The sequence below is a fragment of the Mycobacterium sp. 852002-51613_SCH5001154 genome (assembly GCF_001667425.1).
In the GTDB taxonomy this organism is placed as follows: domain Bacteria; phylum Actinomycetota; class Actinomycetes; order Mycobacteriales; family Mycobacteriaceae; genus Mycobacterium.
This window is the reverse complement of record NZ_LZII01000076.1, coordinates 1-13,472: the sequence shown is the minus strand read 5'-3', so window position 1 is coordinate 13,472 and position 13,472 is coordinate 1. Positions and strand designations below refer to the sequence as shown.

At 71.2% G+C, this 13,472-nt stretch carries 14 protein-coding genes; 10 read left to right on the top strand and 4 right to left on the bottom strand.

The window, feature by feature from the left end; genetic code table 11:
* Positions 1 to 40 precede the first annotated feature (40 nt).
* The 7 genes from hemL to A5750_RS19845 are packed head-to-tail and all read left to right on the top strand — an operon-like array spanning position 41 to position 7,283.
* A complete protein-coding gene (gene hemL, locus A5750_RS19875; RefSeq protein WP_067265174.1) occupies positions 41 to 1,372 on the top strand; it encodes a glutamate-1-semialdehyde 2,1-aminomutase in 1,332 nt (443 codons plus the stop codon).
* Positions 1,372 to 1,980 (top strand): histidine phosphatase family protein, encoded by a 609-nt coding sequence (locus tag A5750_RS19870; RefSeq protein WP_066956450.1) that lies wholly within the window; start codon positions 1,372 to 1,374, stop codon positions 1,978 to 1,980. The genes hemL and A5750_RS19870 overlap by 1 nt, the downstream gene beginning before the upstream one ends.
* A gap of 2 nt (positions 1,981 to 1,982) precedes the next feature.
* Complete coding sequence (locus A5750_RS19865; RefSeq protein WP_066956453.1) at positions 1,983 to 2,570, top strand: TlpA disulfide reductase family protein; 588 nt, start codon at positions 1,983 to 1,985, stop codon at positions 2,568 to 2,570.
* Entirely contained in the window at positions 2,567 to 3,346 is a 780-nt protein-coding gene (locus A5750_RS19860) for a cytochrome c biogenesis CcdA family protein (RefSeq protein ID WP_067265172.1), read from the top strand. The genes A5750_RS19865 and A5750_RS19860 overlap by 4 nt, the downstream gene beginning before the upstream one ends.
* Positions 3,347 to 3,393: 47 nt before the next feature.
* Positions 3,394 to 4,971, top strand: coding sequence for a cytochrome c biogenesis protein ResB (locus A5750_RS19855; protein ID WP_067265170.1), 1,578 nt, complete (start codon positions 3,394 to 3,396; stop codon positions 4,969 to 4,971).
* Positions 4,968 to 5,945 (top strand): c-type cytochrome biogenesis protein CcsB, encoded by a 978-nt coding sequence (gene ccsB / locus A5750_RS19850; RefSeq protein ID WP_067265169.1) that lies wholly within the window; start codon positions 4,968 to 4,970, stop codon positions 5,943 to 5,945. Before A5750_RS19855 ends, ccsB begins: the two co-directional genes overlap by 4 nt.
* Positions 5,946 to 5,987: 42 nt before the next feature.
* On the top strand, positions 5,988 to 7,283 hold the full coding sequence (locus A5750_RS19845; protein WP_067265200.1) for a MinD/ParA family protein: 1,296 nt from the start codon (positions 5,988 to 5,990) through the stop codon (positions 7,281 to 7,283).
* Between the two features lie 8 nt (positions 7,284 to 7,291).
* Here the strand turns inward: A5750_RS19845 and A5750_RS25960 are convergent, their stop codons facing one another.
* A complete protein-coding gene (locus A5750_RS25960) occupies positions 7,292 to 7,453 on the bottom strand; it encodes a hypothetical protein (protein WP_156622576.1) in 162 nt (53 codons plus the stop codon).
* Between the two features lie 85 nt (positions 7,454 to 7,538).
* Between A5750_RS25960 and A5750_RS19840 the strand changes: the two genes are divergently transcribed.
* A complete protein-coding gene (locus A5750_RS19840) occupies positions 7,539 to 7,859 on the top strand; it encodes a DUF4229 domain-containing protein (protein ID WP_067265197.1) in 321 nt (106 codons plus the stop codon).
* Between the two features lie 6 nt (positions 7,860 to 7,865).
* On the opposite strand, the gene fabH is transcribed toward A5750_RS19840, so the two are convergent.
* Both fabH and A5750_RS19830 read right to left on the bottom strand, forming a co-directional pair.
* Positions 7,866 to 8,873 (bottom strand): beta-ketoacyl-ACP synthase III, encoded by a 1,008-nt coding sequence (fabH, locus tag A5750_RS19835; protein ID WP_067265166.1) that lies wholly within the window; start codon positions 8,871 to 8,873, stop codon positions 7,866 to 7,868.
* Between the two features lie 167 nt (positions 8,874 to 9,040).
* Positions 9,041 to 9,913, bottom strand: a complete 873-nt coding sequence (locus tag A5750_RS19830; RefSeq protein WP_067265163.1) for a 1,4-dihydroxy-2-naphthoate polyprenyltransferase — start codon at positions 9,911 to 9,913, stop codon at positions 9,041 to 9,043.
* A gap of 71 nt (positions 9,914 to 9,984) precedes the next feature.
* On the opposite strand from A5750_RS19830, the gene A5750_RS19825 reads away from it, so the two are divergent.
* Positions 9,985 to 10,764, top strand: coding sequence for an S-methyl-5'-thioadenosine phosphorylase (locus A5750_RS19825; RefSeq protein WP_197505478.1), 780 nt, complete (start codon positions 9,985 to 9,987; stop codon positions 10,762 to 10,764).
* Positions 10,761 to 11,789, top strand: a complete 1,029-nt coding sequence (locus A5750_RS19820) for an NAD(P)-dependent oxidoreductase (RefSeq protein ID WP_067265158.1) — start codon at positions 10,761 to 10,763, stop codon at positions 11,787 to 11,789. Before A5750_RS19825 ends, A5750_RS19820 begins: the two co-directional genes overlap by 4 nt.
* A gap of 5 nt (positions 11,790 to 11,794) precedes the next feature.
* On the opposite strand, the gene A5750_RS26165 is transcribed toward A5750_RS19820, so the two are convergent.
* Positions 11,795 to 13,390, bottom strand: coding sequence for a hypothetical protein (locus A5750_RS26165; protein WP_231989260.1), 1,596 nt, complete (start codon positions 13,388 to 13,390; stop codon positions 11,795 to 11,797).
* Between the last annotated feature and the right edge of the window lie 82 nt (positions 13,391 to 13,472).

The following is a 13,472-nucleotide window of genomic DNA, read 5'->3' as shown; positions in this document are numbered from 1 at the left end:
TGTAGTTGAACCGGCCGCGGGGGCTGGGACACTGGTTGTCATGGGAAGCAGTGACCAGGCGACCGCGCATGCCGCGACGACGGCGGCGTCGGCCCGGTTGTTCGAGGAGGCCTGCGCCGTCATCCCCGGCGGCGTGAACTCCCCGGTGCGCGCGTTCACCGCGGTCGGCGGGACCCCGCGCTTCATCACCGAGGCCCGCGGGTGCTGGCTCACCGACGCGGACGGCAATCGCTACGTCGACCTGGTCTGCTCCTGGGGCCCGATGATCCTCGGACACGCGCACCCCGCCGTCGTCGAAGCCGTCACCACGGCCGCGGCTTCCGGACTGTCGTTCGGCGCGCCCACTCCGGCGGAGAGCCGCCTGGCCGCCGAGATCATCGAGCGGGTGGCGCCGGTCGAACGGATACGGCTGGTCAACTCCGGCACCGAGGCGACGATGAGCGCGATCCGGCTGGCCCGCGGGTTCACCGGCAGGCCCAAGATCGTCAAGTTCTCCGGCTGCTATCACGGCCACGCCGACGCGCTGCTCGCCGACGCGGGCTCCGGGGTGGCGACGCTGGGTCTGCCGTCCTCGCCCGGGGTCACCGGCGCGGCGGCGGCCGACACGATTGTGTTGCCGTACAACGACATCGACGCCGCGCGCAGGGCGTTCGCCGAATTCGGCGACCAGATCGCCGCGGTGATCACCGAAGCCAGCCCAGGCAACATGGGCGTCGTCCCGCCCGTGGCCGGCTACAACGCGGGGCTGCGCGCGATCACCGCCGAGCATGGCGCGCTGCTGATCGTGGACGAGGTGATGACCGGGTTCCGGGTCAGCCGAAGTGGTTGGTACGGAATCGATCCCGTCCCCGCCGACCTGTTCACCTTCGGCAAGGTGATGAGCGGCGGACTGCCCGCGGCCGCTTTCGGCGGACGCGCCGAGGTGATGGAGCGGCTGGCGCCGCTGGGGCCGGTGTATCAGGCCGGCACGCTGTCGGGCAACCCGGTGGCGGTGGCCGCCGGCTTGGCGACCCTGCGCGCCGCCGACGCCGCGGTCTACGCCGCACTGGACGCCAACGCCGACCGGCTGGCCGGCCTGCTCTCCCAGGCGTTGACCAACGCCGCTGTGCCGCACCAACTTTCGCGGGCAGGCAACATGCTCAGCGTGTTCTTCGGCGACGCGCCGGTGACCGACTTCGCGTCCGCGCGGGCCAGCCAGACGTGGCGCTACCCGCCGTTCTTTCACGCCCTGCTGAACGCGGGCGTCTACCCGCCCTGCAGTGCTTTCGAGGCATGGTTCGTCTCTGCGGCGCTGGACGACGCGGCGTTCGACCGGATCGCCGACGCCCTGCCCAACGCGGCCCGCGCCGCCGCCCAGGAGGACAAGCCCTGATGGCCGAGCAAACCCGCGTCCACGTCGTGCGCCACGGCGAGGTGCACAACCCCAGCGGCGTCCTCTACGGCCGGCTGCCCGGGTTCCACCTGTCCGACCGGGGCCGCGAGCAGGCGGCCGCGGTCGCCGATGCGCTGTCCGGCCGCGACATCGTCGCGGTGGTCGCATCCCCACTGCAGCGGGCCCAGGAAACCGCCGCGCCCATCGCCGCGAAGCACGACGTGGCCGTGGACACCGACCACGACCTAATCGAATCGGCGAACTTCTTCGAGGGCCGACGCGTCGGCCCCGGGGACGGCGCCTGGCGCGACCCGCGGGTCTGGTGGCACCTGCGCAATCCGTTCACCCCGTCGTGGGGCGAGCCGTACGCCGAGATCGCGGCGCGGATGACGACCGCGGTGGACAAGGCCCGCGCCCGCGCGGCCGGCAGCGAGGTCGTGTGCGTCAGCCATCAGCTCCCGGTGTGGACGCTGCGGCTGCACGTGACCGGCCAGCGCCTGTGGCACGACCCGCGGCGCCGCGAGTGCGGGCTGTGCTCGATCACCACCCTGGTGTACGAGGGCGACCGGCTGGTCGACGTCGAGTATCAGGAACCGGCGGGCGGTTGATCATGCGGCGACTGGCGACGGCCGGGGTCGTACTGACGACCCTGGTCGCCGGCTGTTCTTCCGGTCGCGACGCGGTGGCCCAGGGCGGCACGTTCGAATTCGTTTCGCCCGGCGGGAAGACCGACATCTACTACAACCCGCCGACCAGCCGCGGCCACCCCGGTCCCCTGTCCGGGCCGGACCTGGCGGACCCCGCTCATCCGCTGTCGCTGGACGATCCGATCTTCGGCGGCCGCGTCGTCGTCATCAACATCTGGGGGCAGTGGTGCGGCCCATGCCGGGCCGAGGTCAGCCAACTGCAGCAGGTGTACGACGCCACCCGCGACAAGGGGGTGTCCTTTCTCGGCATCGACGTGCGCGACAGCAACCGGCAGGCGGCGCTGGACTTCGTCAACGACCGCCACGTGACGTTCCCCTCCATCTACGACCCGGCGATGCGCACGCTGATCGCGTTCGGCGGCAAGTACCCGACCACCGTGATCCCGTCCACGCTCGTCCTGGACCGGCAGCACCGGGTCGCGGCGGTGTTCCTGCGCGAACTGCTGGTGGCCGACCTGCAGCCCGTGGTGCAGAAGTTGGCCCAGGAGTGAGCGGGTTCACCCAGATCGCCGCCGCCGGACCGCTCCTGGTGGCCCTCGGGGCGTGCCTGCTGGCGGGGCTGGTGTCGTTCGCCTCGCCCTGCGTGGTGCCGCTGGTACCCGGCTACCTGTCCTACCTGGCCGCCGTTGTCGGCGTGGACGAGCAACCGCCGCCCGGCGCCATCAAGGCCCCACCGTCGGCGCGCTGGCGGGTCGCGGGCTCGGCGGCGCTGTTCGTTGCCGGGTTCACCACGGTGTTCGTGCTGGGCACCGTTGCCGTCCTCGGCATGACGACCGCACTGATCACCAACCAGCTGCTGCTGCAGCGGGTCGGCGGCGTCCTGACGATCGTGATGGGGCTGGTGTTCGTCGGCCTCATCCCGGCCCTGCAACGCCAGGCGCGGTTCAGCCCGCGGCAGCTGACGACGGTCGCCGGGGCGCCGCTGCTGGGCGCGGTATTCGCGCTGGGCTGGACGCCGTGCCTGGGGCCGACGCTGGCCGGCGTGATCACCGTGGCCTCGGCCACGGACGGCGCGAGCGTGGCCCGCGGGATCACGCTGGTGATCGCGTACTGCCTGGGGCTGGGCATCCCGTTCGTGCTGCTGGCCTTCGGCTCGGCGGGCGCGGTGGGGGCGCTGGGCTGGCTGCGCCGCCACACCCGGGCCATCCAGATCCTCGGGGGCGCGCTGCTCATCGCGGTCGGTGCGCTGCTGGTCAGCGGGGCGTGGAACGACTTCGTCTCCTGGCTGCGCGACGCCTTCGTGTCCGACGTGAGGCTGCCGATTTGAGGCAAGTTCTCGCTTGGGCCCGCAACACCTGGCGCGCGCTGACGTCGATGGGCACCGCGCTGGTGTTGCTGTTCCTGCTCGCGCTGGGAGCGATCCCCGGGGCGCTGCTGCCGCAGCGCAGCCTCAACGCCGGCAAGGTCGACGACTACCTGAAGGCCCACCGGGTCATCGGGCCATGGCTCGATCGGCTGCAGGCCTTCAACGTGTTCTCCAGCTTCTGGTTCACGGCCATCTACGTCCTGCTGTTCGTCTCGCTAGTCGGCTGCCTGACCCCGCGGATGATCGAGCACGCCCGCAGCCTGCGCGCCACCCCGGTGGCCGCCCCGCGCAACCTGGCCCGGCTGCCCAAGCACGCCAGCGCCGAGATCGAAGCCGGCGCCGACGAACTGAACGCCTTGGCGAACGAGATCACCGGCCGGCTGCGCGGCTGGCGCACGGCCATCCGGCACGAAGGCGAAGCCGTCGAGGTGTCCGCCGAGAAGGGCTATCTGCGCGAGTTCGGCAACATCGCCTTCCACTTCTCGTTGCTGGGCCTGCTGGTCGCGGTGGCCGTCGGCAAGCTGTTCGGCTACGAGGGCAACGTCATCGTGATCGCCGACTCCGGCCCGGGGTTCTGCTCGGCCTCGCCGGCCGCATTCGATTCGTTCCGCGCCGGCAACACCGTCGACGGCACGTCGCTCAACCCGATCTGCATACGCGTCAACGACTTCCAGGCGCACTACCTGCCGTCCGGGCAGGCCACCTCGTTCGCCGCCGACATCGACTACCAGGCCGGGCACGATCTGGCGGCCAACAGCTGGCGGCACTACCTCTTGGAGGTCAACCACCCGCTGCGGGTCGGCGGCGACCGGGTGTACCTGCAGGGCCACGGCTACGCGCCCTCCTTCACCGTGACCTTCCCGGACGGTCAGACGCGCTCGTCGACCGTGCAATGGCGACCCGACAATCCGCAGACCCTTCTCTCGTCGGGCGTGGCGCGCATCGACCCGCCCGCGGGCAGCTATCCCAACTCCGCCGATCGCCGACAGCACGAAATCGCGATCCAGGGCCTGCTGGCGCCGACCGAGCAGCTCGACGGCACGCTCTTGTCGTCGCGCTTCCCGGCCCTGAACGCCCCCGCGGTAGCCGTCGACATCTACCGCGGCGACACCGGGCTGGACACCGGGCGACCGCAATCACTGTTCACACTCGATCCGCGGCTGATCCAGCAGGGCCGGCTGACCAGGGAAAAGCGGGTCAACCTGCGCGCCGGGCAGGAGGTGCGGATCGATCAGGGCCCGGCGGCCGGCACCGTCGTCCGCTTCGACGGCGCCGTGCCGTTCGTCAACCTGCAGGTATCCCACGACCCCGGGCAGGCCTGGGTGCTGGTCTTCGCCATCACGATGATGGCGGGCCTGGTGGTATCGCTGCTGGTGCGCCGGCGCCGGGTGTGGGTCAGGCTCACCCCGGGGGCCGGTACGGTGAACGTCGAACTGGGCGGGCTGGCGCGCACCGACAACTCCGGGTGGGGCGACGAGTTCGAGCGGTTGACCGAGCGGGTGCTCAACGGCCTGGGTGAGCCCGGCGTGGCGCACTCACCGAAGCCCCCCGCGTCCAAAAGGAGTTCTCAGGTGGACGTCAAATGAACACGGTGCACGTCAACATCGGCTTGGCGCGTTACTCCGACTGGGCTTTCACCTCGGCCGTGGTGGCGCTCGTCATCGCGTTGTTGCTGTTGGCCTTCGAGCTGGCCTATGCCGGCGGCCGCCGCGTCGACAGGCGCGAGCGGGTCTTGGCCGGTGCGGTTTCCTCCGACAGCTTCACCCCAGGCATCGTGGAGGAGGCCCCCGGCCGGCCGTTGGACGAACGGGTGGGGCGGGCCGGGCTGGCCGTCGCCTACCTCGGCATCGGCCTGCTGCTGGCCTGCATCGTGCTGCGCGGCCTGGCCACCCTGCGGCCGCCGTGGGGCAACATGTACGAGTTCATCAACCTGACCTGCATGTGCGGCCTGCTCGCCGGGGCCTTGGTCCTGCGCCGCCCGCAGTACCGCCCGCTGTGGGTTTTCCTGCTGGTTCCGGTGCTGATCCTGCTCACGGTGTCCGGCCGCTGGCTCTACACCAACGCCGCGCCGGTGATGCCCGCGCTGCAGTCCTATTGGCTGCCCATCCACGTGTCGGTGGTCAGTCTGGGCTCCGGGGTGTTCATGGTCGCCGGCATCGCCAGCATCCTGTTCCTGTTGCGTACGTCTCGGCTGGGCGAACCCGGGGCCGAGGGCGCCCTCGCCCGGATCGTCCAGCGGTTTCCCGACGCGCAGACCCTGGACCGCGTCGCCTACCGGACCACGATCTTCGCCTTCCCGGTGTTCGGCTTCGGGGTCATCTTCGGGGCGATCTGGGCGGAGGAGGCCTGGGGCCGGTACTGGGGCTGGGACCCCAAGGAGACGGTGTCCTTCGTCGCGTGGGTGATTTACGCCTCGTACCTGCATGCCAGGTCGACCGCGGGCTGGCGAGACAGGAAGGCGGCCTGGATCAACGTCGCCGGGTTCGTGGCCATGGTCTTCAATCTGTTCTTCGTTAACCTGGTGACCGTGGGCCTGCATTCGTATGCGGGCGTGGGGTGACCGCAGCGACCGACCCGAGTAACACAACAAGGGGGAGTGCACGTGTCCGACCATCCAACGGGCGTCGGGACGCCCGATCAACCGACGACGCAATTGCCTCCGCAGGAGTTGTCCGCCTTGCCATCGCCGGAAAACACTGACGACTCGCTTGCCGACGGCGGCGAAGCGCCGACTCGCGCCTTCGCCGGATTCCGCACCGAGCGGCGGGTCCCCGGACCCGAGCGGCGCGAGGCGGCGCCGCCCACCACGCCCAGGCCCGCGGGGATGCCGCCGTGGGACGCCACCCCGGTGACCGGCATCCCGCGGGTCGACCCGACCGCGTACGGCGCCTACTACACCGGCCCGGTCGCGACGCCGCCCCCGCAAGCCCCGGCGCGCCCGGAATCGCTGCCGCACACGCCGTACCCGGAGCTGTCCACCGGCATGCTGCTGCGGCCGGTGAAGCCACCGCCCTCCGAGGGCTGGCGCAGGCTGCTCTACGAACTGTCCGGCCACCTGGTCAACCTCGGGGAGGGCCCCCGGGCCGCCCGGTACAACAACCTGGTGGCGCAGGTGAACCGGCCGTTGCGCGGGTGCTACCGGATCGCGCTCGTGTCGCTCAAGGGCGGCGTCGGCAAGACGACCATCGCCGCGACCATGGGTGCGACGTTCGCCTCCATCCGCGGTGACCGGGTGGTGGCGGTCGACGCCAACCCGGACCGCGGCACCCTGAGCCAGAAGATCCCGCTGGAGACGGCGGCGACGGTGCGCCAGCTGCTGCACGACGCCGGCAGCATCGAGCGCTACAGCGATGTCCGCCGCTACACCTCGAAAGGCCCGAGCGGGCTGGAGGTGCTGGCGTCGGAGACCGACCCGGCCATCTCGGAGGCGTTCGGCGCCGACGACTACACCCGGGTCCTCGACGTCCTGGAGCGGTTCTACGGCTTGGTGCTCACCGACTGCGGCCCGGGACTGCTGCATTCGGTGATGTCCTCGGTACTGGAGAAGGCCGACGTTCTCGTGGTGGTCAGCTCGGGATCCATCGACGGGGCCCGCAGCGCGTCGGCGACGCTGGACTGGTTGGACGCGCACGGCCACGAGGAGATGGTCCGCAACTCGGTCGCGGTCATCAACGGGGTGCGGTCGCGAACGGGCAAGGTCGACATGAACAAGGTGGTCGACCACTTCTCCCGCCGGTGCCGCGCGGTCCAGATCGTGCCGTTCGACCCGCACCTCGAGGAGGGCGCCGAAATCGAGTTGGACCGGCTCAAGCGGTCGACCCGCGAGGCGCTTACCGAGCTGGCGGCCATTGTCGCCGACGGGTTCCCGGGCGACCAGCGCAATCCCGGAGTCGCGTAGAGCCAGCCTTACCGGGGGTTGTTGTCCCCGTGCCCTAACCGCCGTAAGAAGTCCGGATCGTCGTCGGGCCCGATAACGCGCGTCTTCGCCCGATTGGTTTGTGACCGAGCCGTCCGCCAGCCAACGTAGATCAGCGTCCCCAACATCAGGACGAGCAGCAGGTAGAGCACTCAACACCTCCGTTGACGAATATACCCGCGTCGTAGGCTCTCCCCTGTGTCAGAAGGAGCGAGCGACAACAGCGCCGGCGACCGCGTGGACGAGGGCGGGCCGCAACGCGCCGGCCGTCGGGCGGTCGTCGACGTTCTGCTCTACGCGGGGGCGCGGCTGCTGCTGGCGGTGGCGCTTGCCGCGGCGATCTACGGGGTGGCGCGCCTGATGGGTGTCACCCAGTTTCCGATCGCGGTCGCCGCGTTGTTCGCTCTCATCATCGCCATGCCGCTGGGCATTTGGCTGTTCGGCCCGCTGCGCCGGCGCGCTACCGCGTCGCTGGCGATCGCCGGCGAGCGCCGGCGCCAGGAGCGCGAGCAATTGCGGGCGCGGTTGCAGGGTGAGGCGCCGACCGACGACGCGTGAGACGGGTCAGAAGTTGGGCATCCGGACGACCTGCGCGGCGTAACTGAGGCCCGCGCCGTAACCGATCAGCAGCGCGAGGTCGCCCGGCTTGGCCGCCCCGGTTGCCAGCAGTTCGGCCATCGCGAGGGGGATGGAAGCCGCCGACGTGTTGCCGGTGTGCTCGATGTCGTTGGCGACGATGGCGTCCGGCCGCAACTCGAGGCCCTTGGCCAGGACCTCGTTGATGCGGCTGTTGGCCTGGTGCGGCACGAACACGTCGATCTCGTCGGGCCGCACGCCCGCCGCATCCATCGCCTGCCGGCCGACCTTGCCCATCTCGAATGCCGCCCACCGGAACACCGCGCTGCCCTCGAGCCGCAGGAAGGGGCGCGGGCCCGTCGGGCTGTCCATGTAGTCGATCCAGTCAATGTCCTGGCGTATCGCCAGGGCCTGCTCGCCGTCACTGCCCCAGACGGTCGGCCCGATGCCCTGATCGGGTGTCTCTCCGACCACCACTCCGGCCGCGCCGTCGGCGAAGATGAAGCAGTTGGTGCGGTCTTGCATGTCCACGGTGGGGGACAGCTTCTCCGAGCCGAGGACGAGCACCTTGGCGGCGGTCCCGCCGCGGATCATGTCGGCCGCGACGCCGAGCGCGTAGCCGAAGCCGGCGCACCCCGCCGAGACGTCGAACGCGGGCACACCCGTGGCGCCCAGCGCCGCGGCGACGGCCGGGGCGCAGGCTGGGGTCTGCAGAAAATGCGTGCTGGTCGCGACGATCACGCAGTCGATGTCCGACGGTGTCAGCCCGGCGTTCGCGATCGCTTGCCGCCCGGCCTCGGTGGCCATCGACGCGGCGGATTCGTCGCGGGCGGCGAACCGGCGGGTCTTGATCCCGGTGCGGGAGTAAATCCACTCGTCGGAAGATTCGATGTTCTCGCAGATCTCGTCGTTGGTGACCACCCGTTCGGGGCGGTACGCGCCGACGCTGAGCATGCCGATGTTCTTCGGTCCACTGGTCGCGGCGATCTGCTTCATTGCTGTCCCCGATCGGTGCTCGCTGTGAACGGCCATCGGTCCCGACGCCGGTCCCTCATTGTTATCGGATCCGGCCGCGCTATTTCACTCGAGTGGGCATTTACGGCGGTGACACGCCGTGAAACGCCGCCGCCAGCGCACAGTCAACGCCGTGGGCGCACGCTCGATCAGCCGGCCAGCGCCAGCGCCGCGGCCACCGCGATCGCCCAGGCGACCATGGCCAGGCCGGTATCCCGCAGCACGGGAATCAACTCCCGGCCGCCGCGTCCCGACCGCACCGGACCCGCCGCACGCAGCGCCAGCGGCGTGGCAACGAATCCCACGGCGCACCACGGCGTCGCCGCCATCAGCACCAGGGTCAATACCCCGGCGGTCGCCAGCAGCGCCTGGTACAGCGCGCGAGTGCGGGCGTCACCCAGCCGCACCGCCAGCGTGATCTTGCCCGACTGCGCGTCAGTGGGAATGTCGCGCAGGTTGTTGGCCACCAGCACCGACGACGACAGCGCGCCGATCGACACCGCGAGCGCCACCCCCACCCAGTCCACCCGCAGCGACTGGGTGTACTCGGCGCCGAGCACGGCCACCAGGCCGAAGAACACGAACACCGCCACCTCACCGAAACCGGCGTAGCCGTAGGGTTTCGAGCCGCCCGTGTACAGCCACGCCCCGGCGATGCACACCGCCCCGACGGCGATCAGCCACGGCGCGCTGACGAGCGCGAGCGCCAGGCCGGCCGCCGCCCCGATCGCCAGGCTCGCCACCGCGGCGGCCAGCACCGAGCGGGGGGAGGCCAGCCGCGAGCCCACCAGGCGCACCGGGCCGGCCCGGTCGTCGTCGGTGCCGCGGATGCCGTCGGAGTAGTCGTTGGCGTAGTTGACACCGACGGTCAGCGCGACCGCCACGGCCAGCGCCAGCAGCGCCTTCCACCACACCGCGGATCCCAGCCATGCCGCCGCGCCGGTGCCCGCGACCACCGGCGCCACCGCGTTGGGCAGCGTCCGCGGCCGCGCACCAGAGATCCACTGCCCGAAATTGGCCACGCACGCATCCTGCCAGGGGCCCGGCGCGCCCCCGCACCCGCGATCGGCGTGGGGCCATGCACCACAATGGGCTGATGCTCGGAGTCATCGGCGGCAGCGGCTTTTACACCTTCTTCGAGACCGACACCCGCGCCGTCGACGTGGACACCCCGTACGGCCCGCCCAGCGCCCCGGTGACGATCGGCGCCGTCGGGGGACACGAGGTCGCGTTCCTGCCCCGGCACGGGAGCACGCACCAGTTCTCGGCGCACACCGTGCCGTATCGGGCCAACATGTGGGCGCTGCGCAAGCTCGGGGTGCGGCGGGTTTTCGGCCCGTGCGCCGTCGGCAGTCTGAACCTCAACAACGGGCCGGGCGCGGTGGTGGTGCCCGACCAGCTGGTGGATCGCACCAGCGGCCGCCCCGACACCTACTTCGATTCCGGCGGCATCCACGTCGACTTCGCCGACCCGTACTGTCCCACCCTGCGCGCCGCGGTGGCCGGCCTGCCCAACGTGGTCGACGGCGGCACCATGGTGGTGATCCAAGGGCCCCGGTTTTCCACGCGCGCGGAGAGCCAGTGGTTCGCCTCAGCGGGGTTCTCGCTGGTGAACATGACCGGCTACCCGGAGGCGGTGCTCGCGCGTGAGCTCGAAATGTGTTATGCGACAATAGCTTTGGTCACCGACCTGGACGCCGGTGTCTCGGTCGGCGAGGGCGTGACGACCGTCGAGGTGTTCGCCGAATTCGAGAAGAACATCGGGGGATTCAAGGAGCTGGTGCGCCAGGCCATCGGCCGCGTAGCCGACGAACGCAACTGCACGCAGTGCCTGCCGCACACCGGCGTGACGCTGCCCCTCGAGCTGCCATGAGGGTATTGCTCACCGGGGCGGCCGGTTTCATCGGTTCGCGGGTGGCCGCGGCGCTGCGGGCGGCGGGCCACGACGTCGTCGGCGTCGACGTGTTGCTGCCGGCGGCGCACGGCCCAAATCCGGTGCTGCCGCAGGGATGTCACCGCGTCGACGTCCGCGACGCCGACGCGCTGGCGCCCCTGCTGGACGGGGTGGACCTGGTCTGCCATCAGGCGGCGATGGTCGGTGCGGGCGTGGACGCCGCCGACGCCCCCGCCTACGGCGGCCACAACGATCTCGCCACCACGGTGCTGCTGGCGCAGATGTTCGCCGCCGGGGTGCGCCGCCTGGTGCTGGCGTCGTCGATGGTGGTGTACGGGCAGGGCCGTTACCACTGCGGGCAACACGGACACGTCGACCCGTTGCCGCGGCGGCGCGGCGACCTCGACGCCGGGAGCTTCGAACACCGCTGCCCGATCGGGGGCGAGGAACTGCAGTGGCGCCTGGTCGACGAGGGCGCCGCGCTGCGGCCGCGCAGCCTGTACGCGGCCAGCAAGACCGCTCAGGAGCACTACGCGCTGGCATGGTCGGAGTCGACAGGCGGTTCGGTGGTGGCGTTGCGCTACCACAACGTCTACGGCCCCGGGATGCCCCGCGACACCCCGTATTCCGGGGTGGCGGCCATCTTCCGGTCGTCGCTCGAAAGGGGCGAGCCGCCAAGGGTTTTCGAGGACGGCGGCCAGATGCGTGACTTCGTCCACGTCGACGACGTGGCCGCCGCCAACCTCGCGGCGACCCAGGACATCGACGGATTCACCGCGGTCAACGTCTGTTCCGGACGGCCCGTCTCCATCCTGCAGGTGGCCGGCGCCTTGTGCGACGCGCGCGGCGGTTCGCTCTCGCCCGTGATCACCGGCCAGTACCGCAGCGGCGACGTGCGCCACATCGTCGCCGATCCATCCCGGGCGGCCGAGGTGCTCGGCTTCCGCGCGGCCATCGACCCGGTCGAGGGCCTGCGCGAGTTCGCGTTCGCCCCGCTGCGCTGAGTTCCCTACCCCTGCGGCGGCCGGTAGATCTTGGGCTTCTGGACGGGAATCTGTCGCGTCGCGGAGTCGTCGCCGCGGAAGATCCGTGGACCGGTGGTGATCCGGGTGGTGGCCGCGGCCGACGGCGGGGCGGCGTGGCCCACCGGGACGCGCGCCCTCGGCGCGGCCGGGCCGCCCGCAGGCACGGAGGGCTTGGGGGCGGCGCGGCGGCGGCGCACGCGGCGGCCGCGCAGCTGGCCGGTGACGATCGCGGCCCCCAGGATGCACAACGCCAGGCCGCAGAGCGCCACATCGAAAGTGCTGGTGATCTGCTGGGCCAGGTTGTTGCCGTAGACCGGGTGCTGCGCGGGGGAGTTGGCTGAGTCCGCGAACCGCGGCGCCAGCACCACACCCACGACGACGCGGGCGACGCTGAGCGTGGCGACCAGACCGCACAGCGACGAGATCAGGCGCGCCGAGTGGGCGGCGTGGCGCAGGTTGATGCGCAGCCAGATCGCCAGCACCGCGGTGGCCAGATCGAACGCGGCCAGCACCATGCTGTCGTACCGGGAGAAGGGGTAATCCAGGCTCACGGCGACGAAGAGGTCGGTCAACCGCATCAGCATCGAGCCCAGGCCCCATACGGCGATGAGCAGCAAGCCATTTCGGGCCGCCACCCGCCAGGCGCTCTCCTCGGCCCCCGTCGTGTTGCGGTTACCGAACAGGGTTTGCGGCGCAAACATCGCGGCGGCCGCCGCCCACGCCAAGTAGCCCTCGAAGCCGACCCCGGCGGTCGACGTGTTCTGCGCGATGCCGTGGAACGCGTCCACGTCCCGCCCCAGGGGCAGGATCCACACCAGGATCCCGGCGACCAGTGTCGACGTGCCGAGCGCGACGGTGGCCAGCCGCCCGGCCCTGGTGCTGCGCAGCAACCACCTGGCGGCGACCAGCACGGCCACCAGCGCCACGACGCCGTACACCACCGCCGTCACGATGACCGCCACGTTCTGCTTGCCGAACGCGGCGGCGCCGCCGGTGTTTTGCAGCGCGTAGCGAACCCGCCAGTACAGGTTGAAACCAAAGCTGAGCGCCGCCAACGCCATCGACGCGTAGCCGATGAGCCGGGCCGACCGCAGCCAGCCGGTGTGCTCGTCGCCCTCGGGAACCGGTCCGGTGTGGGCGCCGGCGGGCACCGCCTGCGCGCTCAGCATGCAGCCGGCGATTCCCGCCCACGCGCCCGGCCCCACCCCGCCCGGCACGTTCACCGTGCCACCGAACCGGACGGTCTCGAACGCGTCGAAGACCACGAACCCCAGCACCAGCAGCGCGTAGGGGACGTTGAGCCCCAGGCGAAGCCGGCCCGCCCTCGCGGGGTTGAAACGTGCGCCGGAGGACCTCCAGGAACCGGCCACGGCGACGGCGATGACGGACAGCGCGGTCACGGCGAGCAACACCGCGAAGAGGGTCGTACTGCTGCCGGGGATCCCGACGCCGAAGTACAGATTCCACGGCAGGAACAGCGCGAAGACGAGCAGCGCGATCGCGGTCAGGTCGCTGACGATGTGCCGGCGCCGCGTCGTCGCGGTCCCCGCCCCCCGCGGGGCGGCGGCGGGCCGCCGGATGATGCGAGCGGTTTGCTGCGCCTGTCCGGGATCGATGGGGCCGGTGGGGGGGGGGGGCCCGGGCGGGGTAAACAAGCCCCCC